This window comes from Vibrio aphrogenes, from assembly GCF_002157735.2.
GTDB classification, from domain to species: Bacteria; Pseudomonadota; Gammaproteobacteria; order Enterobacterales; family Vibrionaceae; genus Vibrio; species Vibrio aphrogenes.
In genome coordinates, this window is sequence record NZ_AP018689.1 from 1,488,028 (window position 1) to 1,504,526 (window position 16,499).

At 42.4% G+C, this 16,499-nt stretch carries 13 protein-coding genes and 1 pseudogene; 4 read left to right on the top strand and 10 right to left on the bottom strand.

All coding sequences use genetic code 11. The features are described from left to right. Positions 1–68: 68 nt before the first annotated feature. Complete coding sequence (locus VCA1004_RS06740; RefSeq protein WP_086983907.1) at positions 69–479, bottom strand: lysozyme inhibitor LprI family protein; 411 nt, start codon at positions 477–479, stop codon at positions 69–71. Positions 480–972: 493 nt separating this feature from the next. On the opposite strand from VCA1004_RS06740, the gene VCA1004_RS06745 reads away from it, so the two are divergent. Continuing rightward, on the top strand, positions 973–1,290 hold the full coding sequence (locus tag VCA1004_RS06745) for a hypothetical protein (RefSeq protein ID WP_086983905.1): 318 nt from the start codon (positions 973–975) through the stop codon (positions 1,288–1,290). Positions 1,291–1,536: 246 nt separating this feature from the next. Then, positions 1,537–1,767 (top strand): annotated as a pseudogene (locus VCA1004_RS06750) (IS110 family transposase); the annotation flags it as partial. 111 nt (positions 1,768–1,878) lie between these two features. On the opposite strand, the gene VCA1004_RS06755 reads toward VCA1004_RS06750, so the two are convergent. From VCA1004_RS06755 to VCA1004_RS06780, 6 genes are all read right to left on the bottom strand, one after another. After that, positions 1,879–2,220 (bottom strand): hypothetical protein, encoded by a 342-nt coding sequence (locus VCA1004_RS06755; RefSeq protein ID WP_086983902.1) that lies wholly within the window; start codon positions 2,218–2,220, stop codon positions 1,879–1,881. Positions 2,221–2,644: 424 nt separating this feature from the next. Further along, a complete protein-coding gene (kdsB, locus tag VCA1004_RS06760) occupies positions 2,645–3,394 on the bottom strand; it encodes a 3-deoxy-manno-octulosonate cytidylyltransferase (protein WP_086983899.1) in 750 nt (249 codons plus the stop codon). Further along, a complete protein-coding gene (locus VCA1004_RS06765; protein ID WP_086983897.1) occupies positions 3,394–3,573 on the bottom strand; it encodes a Trm112 family protein in 180 nt (59 codons plus the stop codon). Before VCA1004_RS06765 ends, kdsB begins: the two co-directional genes overlap by 1 nt. Continuing rightward, complete coding sequence (gene lpxK, locus VCA1004_RS06770; protein WP_086983894.1) at positions 3,554–4,561, bottom strand: tetraacyldisaccharide 4'-kinase; 1,008 nt, start codon at positions 4,559–4,561, stop codon at positions 3,554–3,556. Before lpxK ends, VCA1004_RS06765 begins: the two co-directional genes overlap by 20 nt. Before the next feature lie 43 nt (positions 4,562–4,604). Further along, positions 4,605–6,371 carry a lipid A ABC transporter ATP-binding protein/permease MsbA gene (gene msbA / locus VCA1004_RS06775; RefSeq protein ID WP_086983891.1) on the bottom strand — a complete coding sequence of 589 codons (1,767 nt, stop codon included), beginning with the start codon at positions 6,369–6,371 and terminating at the stop codon, positions 4,605–4,607. A 30-nt stretch (positions 6,372–6,401) separates the two neighbouring features. Beyond that, complete coding sequence (locus VCA1004_RS06780; RefSeq protein WP_086983888.1) at positions 6,402–8,711, bottom strand: DNA internalization-related competence protein ComEC/Rec2; 2,310 nt, start codon at positions 8,709–8,711, stop codon at positions 6,402–6,404. Positions 8,712–8,716: 5 nt separating this feature from the next. Between VCA1004_RS06780 and VCA1004_RS06785 the strand changes: the two genes are divergently transcribed. Then, on the top strand, positions 8,717–9,226 hold the full coding sequence (locus VCA1004_RS06785; protein ID WP_086983885.1) for a DUF2062 domain-containing protein: 510 nt from the start codon (positions 8,717–8,719) through the stop codon (positions 9,224–9,226). Positions 9,227–9,465: 239 nt separating this feature from the next. Here VCA1004_RS06785 and lolE read toward each other — a convergent pair whose 3' ends face one another. The 3 genes from lolE to lolC form a co-directional block, all read right to left on the bottom strand. Beyond that, entirely contained in the window at positions 9,466–10,710 is a 1,245-nt protein-coding gene (gene lolE / locus VCA1004_RS06790) for a lipoprotein-releasing ABC transporter permease subunit LolE (RefSeq protein WP_086983882.1), read from the bottom strand. After that, positions 10,710–11,417, bottom strand: a complete 708-nt coding sequence (gene lolD / locus VCA1004_RS06795) for a lipoprotein-releasing ABC transporter ATP-binding protein LolD (protein WP_086983880.1) — start codon at positions 11,415–11,417, stop codon at positions 10,710–10,712. The genes lolE and lolD overlap by 1 nt, the downstream gene beginning before the upstream one ends. A 63-nt stretch (positions 11,418–11,480) precedes the next feature. Next, positions 11,481–12,695: a lipoprotein-releasing ABC transporter permease subunit LolC gene (lolC, locus tag VCA1004_RS06800; protein WP_086983877.1), complete on the bottom strand. Its 1,215-nt coding sequence runs from the start codon at positions 12,693–12,695 to the stop codon at positions 11,481–11,483. Between the two features lie 264 nt (positions 12,696–12,959). On the opposite strand from lolC, the gene mfd reads away from it, so the two are divergent. Further along, positions 12,960–16,457 (top strand): transcription-repair coupling factor, encoded by a 3,498-nt coding sequence (gene mfd, locus VCA1004_RS06805; protein WP_086983874.1) that lies wholly within the window; start codon positions 12,960–12,962, stop codon positions 16,455–16,457. Positions 16,458–16,499 lie beyond the last annotated feature (42 nt).

A 16,499-nucleotide genomic window follows, 5' to 3' on the forward strand; every position in this document is an offset into this window, starting at 1 on the left:
ATTGATTTTAACGAAGCTAGACGCCCAAAGAGCTGTATTGAGTGACTTCGAGTTATCCGCAACTGAGGTTAGTTTAAGATAGGCTCAACCAATACCGGCGGAGTACTGTCCATATAGGTTAGAAACGTTTCCCAAATTTCATGGGTTCTTTGTTTGGTGAGTTGTGTTTTGCAAGAGGCTGCCATCACACCTCGAATGGTGCCATCACGCCATTGTGTGTAGACCGAAGAGCAATGCGCTTGCATATATTGTTGCCAGTGATTCTGTGCCACTTCAATAGCCTTCACCAATTCTTTATCTTCAGCATGTTGCTCTAAACTGGCTGCAAAATATTTATCTAGCTCTTGCGTGGCTTGCTTCAATTTATCCATCGCGCATTCATTTATTTCTACCGTATTTTGAGGGGCCTGACAATCCACCTCCGCCTGCACTGAAACTGGTAGTAATAGGCATGACACTATCAACAACAATCGCTTCATTTTTACTCCTCGCAAAATCACTGATTCTAACAGTTAAAATTGTGGTTTCATGCACTTAGCATCATAGTCAAAACAAATGACAAGTGGAAATATAAGTTACATCTCTTAATGTTATGAAATCTCGATAGGAACAACATAACAAAAACACTACAACCTCAAATACAAACATACGCTCCAACTTAATTACAACACCACAAAAAGCAAACAACCAAACCAAAGGAAAAGCAACAATACCAACATGATAAATAAAAATAAAACATACTAAAAATAAACATAAAAACATTAAACAACAAATCACAAAATAAAAACAAACAAAAAACATAAATCATTTTCAATAAATCAATCAAAGCACAGTTAATTTCACTAAAAAACAATTTAATAGAAATAATATTTGACAGTTATTATTCAATAATAAACCATACAAATTATGCATGATTCATCCATGCAAAATTCTTTTATTAAAATGAAAATTAAAAAACATTTGGATATATAAATGAAAAATAAATCACTTTTAGCCTTAATCCTTTCTAGTTCATTTTTAACTGGTTGTATTTCGACTAGCGACAATGCTGTTGATATCACCTCTGTAGATTTCAACACATTAACTTGTGATCAAATCGACACTGCTTTTGATTCTTATAAAGAAAACATTGATAGCTCTGATAATTATACAAGCCTAATTGGTCTAATAAGTCCTTCTGCTGAAAGTGCCGCTAATACAGCTAAAGCAACAGCATTGGCTGCTTATGCATCAGCTAAAAAAGTTGCAACTCCAGTAATTAAAACGAAACGTTGTAAAATTACCATTTAATTTTATCCTCCTTATAATGGTTAAAAATATCACTATTAATTAACTTCATCTGTGGATAACTAGAAAAGTGGAATTTTATTTAGAAATTTCACTTTTTAATAATACGGTTAACATTCCTCTTAATATACGGTCACCAGAACGATATCCATAAATTTTCAAACCTGACGGTAGTTATAGACATAATGCCCCCAAAAAAACCCCTTGCCTACAATCTCGTGGGTCAGTGAAGCCAGAGCCATAATTAGTTTTACTAAAGAAAATCCCCGTTATAAAGGCAAAGAACCATTCAAGCTAGTGAGCTAAAGTAAGGGAGGTTCTCTATATGGCAATGATGTCAGTGATACAATGCAGCCCTGTTTTCAAAGCCACTTACCAACGGCTTGTAGAAACAGGGAAACCTAAAAGGTAGCCATCATCGCTTGTGTTTGTAAGATGGTAGTCATAGTAAATTCGATGATAAGAGATGAGGTCATGTAGGATGAAATTTTTACTAAAAATTAGTTCTTGAGACCATAGTTGTTTGTTATGTTTTTGCGCAGAGGATAATTTGCAATACTAAGCATAGTCTTTATTGATTGCTATCAAAGTTTATGCGTTAGAGAGGACTTTAAACGATATAAGCATAGCAACTGAAGCAATACTTCCTGCGAACAAAGCAGAAAGAAACTTTGGTTTAGGTCCAAGCCACAGGCCAAAAACAATAAAAATAACAACTACTAAAAAGCTGATCACTCTGTAGAGAATCCCAAGCCCTAAACATCCAAAACCTTCACAATATATAATTAATCGTAACCAATCATATTTCATAGTCAATGTGAATAAAATAGCGCTAATCATGGCCAATATAAAGACAGTTGCACCAAATTTCATAAAATCACCAGTAAAACATAACAATTTAATAGACGGAGAAAATCCGTCTAGTCTTTTCACCTATCATTCCATTCATTTTTTTACCGAGCAAGTAGCTATCTAACTTAACTCATAAAATCAAACTTATTTCATACGTTCGAGGTATGAAATACGGAAATCATCCGTCTAGTTTTCCAATATAAACTCATATCAGGCTACGGTGTAAATTATCAGCATATAGATTGATATGAATTTAAATTCTTAAGTTATATCTAAGATTGTTTTTGAGCTCTGGTAACGTAAATAGGAGATTCTAAACAGCCCTCGTACCTTGCTTTTCAGAATGACGGTGAAATATAAATGAGGTTATTTGAGTTTACTGAATGTGAAAGTATTAATACCAAAAATAAAAAGCCCAATCCGTTTCTGAATTGAGCTTTCATTTGCCTAGTGATCCTCACTGAGGTTAGTTAATAAACCTCAGTGAGGATCACTAAATTAGCGCTTATTTCGCTAAAATCTGACGTACAATTTCTAGATCTTCAGGCGTATCAACACCTGCAGCTGGGGCTTCTTTAGCTAACGCGACATGAATTTTTTCACCATACCAAAGCACGCGCAGTTGCTCTAGTGATTCAATCTGCTCAAGGGCGCTTGGTTGCCAGTTCACGTAAGTGTTAATGAAGCCAGCACGATAAGCATAAATACCAATATGACGCATCAATGGTTGACGGATTACTTTATCTTCTTGTGCCCAAGCATCGCGATCCCAAGGAATCGACGCACGGCTAAAATACAAAGCGTAACCTTGTTCATCCGTCACCACTTTAACCGCATTCGGATTAAACACTTCTTGTGGCTCATCAATGCTCACGCCAAGCGTTGCCATAGGAGCGACGCTGTTGGCTAAATTCTCTGCCACTTGCTTGATAATTGAAGGTGGAATTAATGGCTCATCGCCTTGTACATTAACAATGATATGATCATCAGCAATGCCCATTTTTTTAACTACTTCAGCTAAGCGCTCAGTGCCAGATTGATGATCCGGAGAAGTCATGCATACTTCACCACCAAAGCCTTTGACGACAGATTCAATGCGAGCATCATCGGTGGCGATAATCACGCGTTCTGCTCCCGCTTGAATGGCTTGCTCATACACCCACTGCACCATAGGCTTGCCCACGATATCAGCCAAGGGTTTCCCCGGCAGGCGTGAAGATTGATAGCGAGATGGAATAACTACGGTGAATGACATTAGCGCCCCTCATCCATCGACATTTTACGTGCTTCTACTTCAAGCATCACAGGGATACCTTCTTTGATCGGATACGCTAAACGGTCGAACTTACAAATTAGCTCTTGTTTTTCATTATCCAATACCACTTTTCCTTTACATACAGGACAAGCCACAATTTCAAGTAGACGATGATCCATATTGACTCTTAACCTCTGTGATTTTTTTAATAATGATTTGTTTATCTTGCGCAGAAATGTGTGCGGAAACCGGTAAATACCACCAGTTATCTTGTGCAAATGGATGACATTTTACTGCATCTTTTTCTGTCATGATCAGGTGTTGCCCTTGTTCCGCAAGCTGATTTAATTCAGCTTGCTCAAAGGCTTGATGATCCGCAAATGCCTGAGTTTTAATAACATCAGCGCCCAGTGTAGAGAGCGTTTTGAAAAAGCGTGGTGGGTGCCCGATCCCAGCAAAGGCCACCAATTGAGGTAAGCTATCGACAGCAACAACTTCACCTGTTTTTAAATTAATCGCCTTGCTGGGCTCCAGTGTCATTGCAATTTCATTACCCTGAGCCAGTCCACCATTGGTGATCAGAAAATCCACTTCAGATAAACGCTCTAAGCCTTCACGTAACGGCCCAAATGGGATGTATTGCTCATTACCAAAACGGCGCTGACCATCAATCACGACCAGTTCAATATCACGCTCTAACGCATAATGCTGCAGACCATCATCGGTAATAATCACATCGACATCACAATCTAATAAAGCTTTTACCGCTTGGCTGCGTACTGGGTCTACGGCAACAGGCGCACCAGTTCGACGCTTAATTAAAGCAGGCTCATCGCCCGACTCTAAGCTAGACGTATTGGCATCAACAATCAACGGATAAGCAGCCGCTTTACCACCATAACCACGAGACACAACGCCGGGCTTCATTCCTAAGGCTTGTAAGGTTTCAACTAACCAAATCACCACCGGCGTTTTACCATTACCACCTGCGGTAATGTTCCCCACAACGATCACCGGAACCGGAGCGCGATATCGAGGTTTACCACCTGATAAATAAGCATGACGACGCTGGCGAATGATGCGCTTAAACAACAAACTCAAAGGCCATAAAATCGGCGCAAGCAGGTAGCCTAAGAGATGACGATGAAACCATATTTTCTCAATCATCGTCCTACCCTAGTGCTCTTGATGTTGTTAGACAAATAACGCATTAATCACCAAACTGAATACGGTGAAGCTGCGCATAGGCACCGTCTTTAGTGATCAAATCAGAGTGACTGCCTCGTTCAATGATTTCACCTTCATCCACCACTAAAATTTCATCGGCATTTTCAATGGTCGATAAACGGTGAGCAATCACAATCACGGTTTTATTCTTTTGTAATTCATCTAATGCCGCTTGAATCGCACGCTCAGATTCAGTATCTAATGCCGAGGTTGCTTCATCTAAAATCAGCACAGGAGCATCACGTAATAATGCACGAGCAATCGCTAAACGTTGACGTTGACCACCCGATAAACTCACGCCATTTTCACCAATCATGGTATCGAAACCTTCATCCATATTTTCAATGAATTCAGTCGCATGGGCTAAATCTGCGGCGCGTTTGATTTGTTCAATGCTATAGCGCTCAGTAGCGGCATAAGCAATATTGTTGGCGATGGTATCGTTAAACAGATGAACATTTTGCGACACAATGGCAAAGTGAGTTCGTAAGTTCGATAACGTGTAGTCACGGATCTCGCTGTCATCTAAATAGATTTCACCGGAATCAACATTATAAAAACGGGTAAAGAGGTTCGCGATGGTACTCTTACCAGAGCCAGAACGGCCAACTAAAGCCACTGTTTTTCCGGCTGGAACATCAAACGACACATGACGTAACGCCGGTGCGTCTTTGGTTGGGTAAGTAAAAGTAACGTCTTTAACGCTTAATACGCCTTTCACTTTCTCAACTTCTTTTTTGCCCGTATCAACTTCGGTTTGCATTTCCATTAATTCAAACAAAGTCTGACACGCCGCCATCCCTTTTTGGAAATCAGAGGTCACGTTAGTCAATGATTTTAATGGGCGCATTAAGGCAAACATCGCTGAGAAAATCACCGAGAAAGTCCCTGGTGTTAAATCGGCTTTGATCGAATCAATACTGGCTAAATACAGCACTACCACCAAGGCGATTGAGGCAATCACTTGAATGATTGGGTTAGCCGCTGCTTGCGCTGACACCATTTTCATCGATTGTTGACGCATCTTATTACTGACCGAGTCAAAGCGTTTTTTCTCAACGTTCTGACCGCCATAACTTAATACGACTTTATGCCCTTTCAACATTTGCTCTGCTGAAGAGGTCACATTACCCATCATATCTTGCATATTTTTACTGATCTTACGAAAACGCTTCGACACAATACGAATCGCCCACGCCACCACAGGAGCAACGGCAATTAATACTAAAGATAATTGCCAGCTGTTGTAGAACATCAAGAACAGTAAACCAATGATACTGGCCCCTTCACGTACAATGCTCACCAACGCTTTACTGGTGGCTGCCGCTACTTGTTCAGAATCATAAGTAATGCGAGATAACAAAGAGCCAGTGGATTCTTTATCAAAGTAGCTCACGGGCATTTGCATAAAATGGTTAAATAGCTTGCGGCGCATTTCCATCACTACATTGCCTGAAACCCAGCTCAAGCAGTAGGTCGACACAAAGCCACTAAGACCACGTACAATCATCATCCCCATCACGATGAAAGGTAAAATGCTTAAGAAATTGGATTCTGCGCTTCCGAAACCTTCATCCAATAATGGTTTCAATAAGGAAACAAGATAAGTATCACTGGCAGCATTAATAATGAGTGCGATCGTGGCAACAAATAATCCCGCTTTATATAAGCTGATCATTGGCCATAATTTTTTAAACGTTTGAAAGGTGCCTTCATCTTTTGATGTGAGGCTGTCTGTAGGTTGAGTCATAAACACTTATTTTTAGTTAGACAATTAGCATTATTCTAACCCGTTACGGACAATCTGCCTATACCAAGGCTGATATTGGTTTCCTCTCTTTTGTTTGATATGCCAATCATTTGAGTAAATAGAGAGTGTTATTTGCCCACTGGTGCCGGTATCTAACCAATCAATATTGGCTTTTTGATATCTTTGTTTTACCGCTTGATTGGGTAATCCCCATTGATTATTGACGGCTAATGAAGCAATCGCGACGGTCGGTGTAAAAGCCTCAAGCAAGGTTGGAAAAGAAGAGGTCGCACTACCATGATGCGGCACGGTCATCACATCAACTGCGGCAATATTTTGTTCGCGAGTCAGTAAAATTTCCGAAATAGCATCAATATCACCGGTGAGTAAAATACTGAAGCTCGCATCGGAGACTCGAATCACACACGAGTGCGGATTGTACGCCCGTGCAACTGATTTAGGCGGCCATAATGCTTCAAATAATAATCCTTGCCATTGCCAACTCTGTCCTTTCTCGCAGGGTAAATAATGGGGGAGCCTTTCACTGCTTCGTCGCCATTGCGGTTGCAGTTGTTGTTCAATATCGAGACGACCACCAGCATGATCCGAATCCGTATGACTGATAATCAACCCCGACAATTGCCGCTCACCTTCTTGTTGCAATAATGGCACAATCACCGAGTTAGCCATACTGCCACCTTGCCAACTCACCCCGGTGTCATACAACACGCTCTCACCATCTTTACGAATTAAGATCGCCAACCCTTGCCCAACATCGAGAATTTGCACTCGCCAATTAGGCTGAAAGTATGGTGGGAACAACATGACTATTCCGCCCCCAACCACCAGCATATACAACAAGATATAACAACGTAATCGCCATAAAATAGAGGCAATAACCAAGCCCAACACCACTAGCATACTCTTCGCAGACGCCGCAAGCCAAGCGCCTTCCGTTTGCTGTAAAATCCACATCACTGGTGACAACAACCCATCCACAACACCCCAAATAAAGGTTTGAACATGGATAGACACCACAAAAGTTAGCAGCCATTGGCAAATTAAAGCGAATACAATACTGGGCACAACCACAAAACTAACCCAAGGAATAACCACCAAGTTGACCAACGGCGACACCCAACTCACGCCACCAAAAAAGCCAATACTTAATATAGACAAGCCACCAAATAATCCCATTTGGATCACCAACACTTTTAACACCTTATCTCGCCAGCTATGTCCTTTTTGCTGATAAAACCACATCGAGATATAAATAATTAAAATGGCGCTAAATGACAGCCAAAAGCTCATTTGCAATATCGAAAAAGGTTGCAGTGCTACAATCATCACCAAGATAAACAATAAAATTTGCCAAGCAGACCAATGAATACGTAGACATAACATGCTTAATACCAAACACCCCATCACCAACGCCCTTTGTGTTGGCAAAGAAAAGCCAGCGAGATAGGCATAAAACCAAGCAGCAATAAAACTAGAACATAACGGAAGGAATCGGATGACTTGATAGCCATTAGGTCGCAACATCAAAATGGCACTTTTAAGACTTCGACCTAGTGCCCACCCTAAGGTCATCATTAAAGCAATATGCAAACCAGAAATCGCCATCAAGTGCGACAATCCAGAGTCTCTCAATTGCGCCCATTGCTGTGAAGAGATTTCACTTCTATCACCAAATGCAAGCGCTAAAATAAATGGTTTTGCCGGTAATTTATCCAATAAAGGCAAGGTTTTTTGATGTAAATATAACCGCCAAGAGGCACTATCGATTAACTTATGATTTATAGGGGTATTTGTGACAATAACTGCTTTACCGTGCCATTGATTAGAGACATAATAGCGCTCGTTATCATAACCTGCGTCATTCAACCGACCAAACGCAGGTTTGACCTCAAGTTGTAGTTGCCATAACTCACCCAATTTTAATGCCGGCACTTCGGATGTCGCATAATACAGTTTTACTTGAGGACGCGTATAGAAAGGTAAATGATCACTTTCAATACGCGAAATAGACAGCATCGTTTGTTTCCCATGCAATGTGGGTTGATTTAATGCAACGATTCGAGCTTGTACTGTGATTGTCTTCCCATGTGAAAAGAGCGTTTCTGTCACATGGCGATAATGATTTCCATGAATAATGATTATAAGGCAACCAAGGAGTAGCCCTTGTAGCCAATAACCATGATTTCTTGAGAAAAGACAGCCAATAAGTACTACAATCGGAAGCATCCAAATGAGTGACGGCATGACGGGCCAAATTGAGCCACTCGCCATGCTGCATAAACAACCGAGCAGAACATAATTACGATTAATACGAGCCACCCTATATGCCAAAAAAATTGATTAAACGCTTCATGCCTGACCATGACAAAATCAAAAACCAAAAAGCTTTAAAAATTTTTGGTAGCGTTTTATATAACCCTAACTTATGGTGTCTTAATCGTCGTTCTGCTGCTGGCGCTTTTGCGGTCGGTCTTTTTATTGCCTTCATTCCACTCCCTAGCCAAATGTTAATGGCGTCTGGGGCGGCAATATTATGTGGTGTTAACCTCCCCTTATCGGTGGCCTTGGTTTGGGTCAGTAACCCTATCACCATGCCATTTCTCTTTTATTTTGCTTATCGCATCGGTAACTGGATTTTGCATCGACCTGAGCAGCACTTTCACTTTGAAGTGACTTGGAGCTTCTTTGTCGAACAAATCAATACCATAGGTCCACCACTTTTACTCGGCTGTTTAGTCTGCGGTGCCGTTCTTGCCGTTCTTGGGTATTTTGGTATTCATGGGCTGTGGCGCTATTCAGTGGTACGCAGTTGGAAAAAACGTCGTTCAAGATAACCAAACGAAACCATTTTTCAGCAAGTTTTTGCTCATCCCTGCGATAGAAATAAAAAAGTGCTATCAAGTTAGCGTTCTTAATGAACATTCTTGATAGCACTCTTTTTTTTAAGACAGCTTACGACGCTCGGTTCTCGGGCGTTTCACTTCTCGTGTCTCGAAGCCTAACTGTTCATCCCGATTAAAGCGACAACATCAAGCGACAAGAAACGAAAAGCGCAGCGTTCGAGTTACGTTATTTATTTCGCACTCAACACAGTCGCAGGATTCAATTTACTGGCTCTAGATGCTGGATACCAAGTGGCAAGTAAACTCAAGGTAATCGCCGTTCCTGAAACCAACATCACATCGGGCCAAGACACTTGTGACGGTAGAAAATCAATAAAGTAAATATCTCCCGATAAGAATTGATGACCGATCAGATGTTCAATCCCTTGCATCATTGGCGTTAAGTTGTATGCAACTAGCACCCCAATCACGCTCCCCACAATGCTGCCTAAGACGCCAGACAGGACGCCATACCAAACAAAAATACGCTTGATGAGCCCATCACTGGCTCCCATAGTACGTAAAATAGCAATATCAGAAGCTCGGTCTTTTACAGCCATCATCAAAGTAGAAACAATATTAAAGCTGGCGACTCCAATGACTAAGATCATCACTAAATACATGATAGTGCGGACCATTTGAATATCATGGTGCAAGAAACCATATTTATTTTTCCAGCTTTTTAAATAAGCATAAACCGGAATAGACGAGCCCACTTGGCGCACAATACGATCCGCATCAAACACTGGTGAGACTTTCATCGATACTCCACTCACCGCCGTGCCAATGTTCATGTAATTTTGCCCATCTTCTAACGGGATCATCACTAAACCATGATCAATTTGTCCGCCTAATGTCAACAAGCCAGTCACCTTAACTCGTACTCGTTTGGGTGCGCTCAATTCAGTAGTGGCATTAGCCGGTGGGATCAAAATCGTCACTGCATCCCCTACCTTCACCCCCAGTTTTTCGGCCACCCCTTTGCCTAATATAATTTGTTGTTGGCCTGCTCGGAAATTTTGCCAAGCTTGCTTATCCACAAAGCGTGACAAGCTGGACACCGCACGTTCATAATCAGCATCAACCGCTCGTACTTCAACCGCTTTTAAGTTATTACCACGCTCAAGCAAAGCCGTAAAACGAACATACGGTGCAACGGCTTTCACTTGCTGATTCTTATTCGCTATCGCCGCAATTTGCTGCCAATCTTGGATCGGCTCCCGCACCCCTTCAATTTCCGCTTGTGGGATCACCGACAGTACGCGGTTTTCAAGCTCACGTTCAAAACCATTCATCGCAGAAAGGCCAATAATGATCACCGCGACCCCGACCGCAATGCCAATGGTAGAAGAAAAAGAAATAAAAGAGACCAGCTTATTACGCTCTTTAGCACGGCTAAACTTAGAACCGATGAATAAGGATAACAACATGACGATTAGCCCTCAGCTTTAAGAGTGCTTATGGTTTGATCCCAAGCCAAAACGCCATCTTGCATGGTGTATTGCTTATCCATCTTTTGCGCGAGATGAGCATCGTGTGTCACCACTAAAAAGGCGGTGCCAAAATCACGATTGAGTTGACGCATTAAGTCGTAAATTTCCAACGCGGTTTTTTGATCAAGATTGCCGGTCGGTTCATCCGCTAACACGAGATCGGGCTGATTAACCAACGCACGAGCAATCGCGACACGTTGACGCTCACCACCAGACAATTCAGATGGTCGATGCTCTAAGCGATGCCCCAATCCCACCTTTTCTAACACTGCTTGCGCTTTTTGTTTCGCTTGTGTCGCACTTTGTTTAGCAATCAACAATGGCATCGCGACATTTTCTAATGCGGTAAAGTCGGCTAATAAATGATGAAATTGATACACAAAGCCAATGTGCTGATTTCGTAACTTAGCTTGTTTATTACCCGATAGACGCAATAAAGATTGCCCTAACACTGTCACATCCCCAGCACTGGCATCATCAAGCGCGCCCAAAATATGCAATAAGGTACTTTTCCCCGAACCTGACGAGCCGACTATGGCTAAAAAATCGCCCGGATTGATCGACAAACTCACCCCTTTCAACACTTCGGTCTCAAGGTTTCCTTCTTGATAAGTTTTACTTATGTTCTGACAGCTTAATAAAGGATTCATAATGTCTTGCCTTGTCGCTCAATATTCGTTACCGCACGCCTTGATGCGCCAACGTAAAATAAATTATTCGTAACGGAGTGCTTCTGCAGGTTTCACTGAGGCGGCACGATACGATGGAAATAAGGTCGCCAATAGGCTTAGTCCAATTGCCAGAAGGATCACCACCACAATTTGCAGCGGTTCTATCACCACCGGAAGCTGACTGCCCGGGCTAAATAGTGATAATCCCAACCCTGACATAATGGCGTTTAAATTAGCCGCTAATAAGGTGCCTAACACCCCACCGACTAGCGCACCAATCACACCACTACTGGCCCCTTGCACCATAAAAATGGCTAAAATTTGGTGATTCGACATCCCTTGGGTTTTTAAAATAGCCACTTCGGATTGTTTTTCCATCACCACCATAATAAGCGCAGAAATGATGTTAAAGGCCGCCACCGCAATGATTAAACCCAGCATCAGTCCCATCATGTTTTTTTCCATACGAACCGCTTGAAATAACTCTCCACGTTGTTCGCGCCAATCAGACCAATGCCATCCACTTGGCAACCATTCACTTTGTTGAGATAAGTCTGCGACCACAAATGGGTCATCAAAAAATAACCGCCAACCTGAAATGGTGTCACTTGAATAACGCAATAATCGCCCGGCATCGGCAATATTCGTCACCATCAACATCCCATCGACATCCGAACCAGTATTAAAAATACCTGCGACGGTAAAGTTACGTTGGCTTGGAATGCGGCCCAAGGGCGTAAATTGACTGGCGTTGGTCACCATTAAGCGAACTTTTGATCCCACATTTACGCCTAAGCTTCGCGCCAAAGTATGACCTAAAAAAACGCGATAACTGCCCGCGCTCAACTGTGAGATTTGCCCCATCATCATGCGGCTGGCTATTGGGTCTTGTTCTCTTGGTTCTATACCAATCATTAAGCCAGCACTGAGTTTAGTGGCACTTTGAATCACGGCTTCGCTACGTACGATTGGGCTAATATCCGTCGCATGTGGAATATGAGAGAGAAATTCAGGAGGTGATTGAGATTTCAAGGTTTTATCTTCAGCTTGGCTGATCACCGCTTGTGGTAAAACGCCTAAAATTTTCTGTTTGAGTTGACCTTCAAAACCATTCATCACGGATAACACCGTCACTAGCGATAACACACCAATAGAAATACCGGCCGTCGACATATAGGAAACAAAGCGACTAAATTTATCGCCTGATCGGCCTTTCAAATACCGTAAACCGATGTAGGCCGAAACTGGGTGAAACATCTAAAGCATCCTGAAAAAAATAATGAAAACAGAGCATAACGATCTCTGAGCATTTTACCAAGTGTAAACGCGAGAATTCACGCCGTTCTAGCAAATATCCCGCCAGAGTTGAATAAGCCTTGCTCAACTCGCTTCTTGATAGACAGATAAAAAATAACTATTACGCCCATACTCTTGATAAGTTTTCCTACATGACGATAATCAATGCATTAAAAGTGCACTCGTTTTATCGAGCCATTCCATTGATAAAAGCCAAATCCAATTATGTCTGAAATATCTTCTAAGTCAGCGTCTTCTTTACTTCAGCTACCTTTGCCAAGCAAACCGGGTGATAAAAAACAACTCGGTCAGTTAGTTGGCGGTGCGATGGCCCTATCCATTGCCGAATTATCGCAACAACATGCCGGAGTCACCTTACTCGCGGTGCCCGACCATCAATTAGCGATTAAACTCCAGCATGAAGTTCGTCAGTTTACCCCACACTCCGTTTCAATTTTCCCCGATTGGGAAACGCTGCCTTACGATAATTTTTCTCCTCATCAAGACATTATTTCCGATCGTATTGCCCAGTTGTATCAATTACCAACGCAAAAAAATGGCCTGATCATTGCCCCTATCAGTACCTTGCTACAGCGTCAGTCACCAAAAGATTTCTTATTGCAAACCACATTGATGGTCAAAAGTGGCGACTTATATTCACTAGAAAAACTGCGCATGCAATTAGAAAAATCAGGCTATCGCCACGTTGACCAAGTCTTTGGCCCTGGTGAATACGCTAGCCGTGGCTCTATTATCGATTTATTCCCAATGGGCTGTGAAAACCCGTATCGCATTGATTTTTTTGATGATGAAATCGACAGCATCCGCACTTTTGATGCAGAAACCCAGCGCACCATTGAAGATATAAATGAAGTGCGTTTATTGCCCGCGCACGAATTTCCGACTACAGAAGCCGCCATTGAAGACTTCCGCATTCGTTGGCGTCAACGTTTTGAAGCGCGACGTGAGCCTGAATCCGTTTACATGCAAGTGTCCAAAGGTACTTGGCCATCCGGCATAGAATATTGGCAGCCATTATTTTTTGAGCATACCGACACCCTGTTTGATTACTTGCCAGACAACACCTTGCTGCTGACTACCGGCAACTTAGAAAAAAGCATCGATACTTTCTTAGCGGATGTCGACTACCGTTTTGATCAACGCAAAGTCGATCCACTTCGCCCACTGTTAGAGCCGCATGAATTATGGTTAAAAAAAGACGAGCTTTATCACCACTTTAAAGCAATGCCACAAGCGACCTTATCGGTTGAGGCCATTGAAGAAAAAGCTGGGCGTATAAATGCAACCGTAGCCCCCTTACCCAACCTCAATGCTCAACATCAGTTGAAAGAACCGTTAGCGGCGCTGCGTAAATACCTTGAACAATACGCCACAGAAACACCTACGGGTAAAGTTATCTTTTCGGTTGAATCAGAAGGTCGCCGTGAAGCACTCAATGAATTACTGGCTCCTATCAAGGTTCGACCTAAAGAATTCGCGACCTTAGCGCAAGCCTTAGCTTCATCGGCTAAATATGCCTTAGTGCTGGGTTCAACAGAACATGGTTTTGTGCATCATGCGCCGGATTTTGTGTTTATTTGTGAAAGTGATGTCTTAGGCGACCGAGTATTACAACGACGCAAAAAAGATCGTAAAGCCGTCAATAGCGATACGGTTATTCGTCATTTAGCAGAATTAAAACCAGGTCAACCTGTGGTGCACCTTGATCATGGTATTGGTCGTTATATTGGGCTGCAAACCTTAGAAGCTGGCGGTTTAGCGACAGAATACGTGACATTAGAATATCTCAATAATGCCAAATTATACGTACCGGTTTCATCGCTTAACCTGATCAGTCGTTATTCTGGAGGAGCGGAAGAAACCGCACCTTTACATAAACTCGGCAGTGATGCATGGAATAAAGCCCGTCAAAAAGCCGCGGAAAAAGTCCGTGATGTGGCCGCCGAACTCTTAGATGTCTACGCTAAACGAGAGATTAAAAAAGGCTTTAAGTTCATTCACGACAAAGAGCAATACGCCCACTTTAAAGCAACCTTCCCATTTGAAGAAACCGATGATCAAGCCATGGCCATCAATGCGGTATTGTCAGATATGTGCCAAGCCAAAGCTATGGATCGATTGGTGTGTGGCGATGTCGGCTTTGGTAAAACCGAAGTGGCAATGCGCGCCACCTTCTTAGCGGTTGATAATAGCAAACAAGTGGCCGTTTTAGTCCCGACTACTCTATTGGCACAGCAGCACTTTGAAAACTTCCGAGATCGCTTTGCCAACTTACCCGTACGAGTTGAGGTTCTATCGCGCTTTAAATCGGCTAAAGAACAAAAACAAATTCTTGCGGACGTCAGCGAGGGGAAAGTCGATATCATTATCGGTACTCATAAACTGTTGCAAGATGACATTAAATTCCGCGATTTAGGGTTACTGATTGTCGATGAAGAACACCGCTTTGGGGTACGGCAAAAAGAAAAAGTCAAAGCCATGCGTGCCGATGTGGATATTCTGACCCTCACGGCAACACCTATCCCACGCACGTTAAATATGGCGATGAGTGGCATGCGTGATTTATCCATTATTGCGACCCCACCTGCCCGACGCTTAGCCATCAAGACCTTTGTTCGTCAAAGTGAAGACAGCGTGATCCGTGAAGCCGTCTTACGTGAAGTGATGCGTGGTGGGCAAGTGTATTTCTTACACAACAACGTCGAAACTATTGATAAAGTCGCCGAACATTTAGCGACATTAATTCCTGAAGCCCGCGTGATCACCGCTCATGGACAAATGCGCGAGCGTGAACTCGAAGGCATCATGAATGACTTTTATCATCAACGTTTCAACCTGTTAGTGTGTACCACTATCATCGAAACTGGGATCGACGTTCCCACCGCCAATACCATCATTATGGATCGGGCCGATAAACTGGGTCTGGCGCAATTACACCAATTACGTGGTCGTGTGGGACGTTCACACCATCAAGCCTATGCTTATCTTTTAACGCCTCATCCAAAAGCCTTAAGTAAAGATGCCGTCAAACGTCTCGATGCCATTGCTTCATTAGAAGATCTCGGCGCAGGCTTTACCCTAGCAACCCACGATTTAGAAATTCGTGGTGCGGGTGAGCTATTAGGGGACGAACAAAGCGGCCAGATTCAATCGGTGGGCTTTTCTTTGTATATGGAAATGCTTGAGCAAGCTGTAAATGCACTTAAAGAAGGCAAAGAATTGTCATTAGACGAACTTTTACGTGAGCAAACTGAGGTAGAATTGCGTCTTCCTGCGCTGCTACCAGACGATTATATTCCCGATATCAATACTCGATTATCGATGTATAAACGTATTGCGAGTGTGAGCAATGAAGATGAACTAGCCGAAATGAAAGTCGAATTGATCGACCGTTTTGGTCCATTACCTGATGCGGCAAAAAATTTATTAGTTATCAGTGAAATGAAACTTCAAGCTGCTAGAATAAAGGCGAAGAAAATTGAAGCTCATGCCAAAGGTGGCTACATTGAATTTTCACCAACCGCCGACATTAACCCGGCCTTTTTGGTGCAATTACTGCAATCTTCGCCGAAAAAATTTGCAATGGAAGGACCCACTAAGTTCAAGTTTACTGTACCATTAACAGACAGACGTGAACGGATTGCCTTCATTAATGAATTATTAACTGAGTTTCACCAAAACCGTTTACCGAAAGTTGGTTAATTGAATCAACCAACACGCGTTTCCTCGGATGTTGTAAAATTG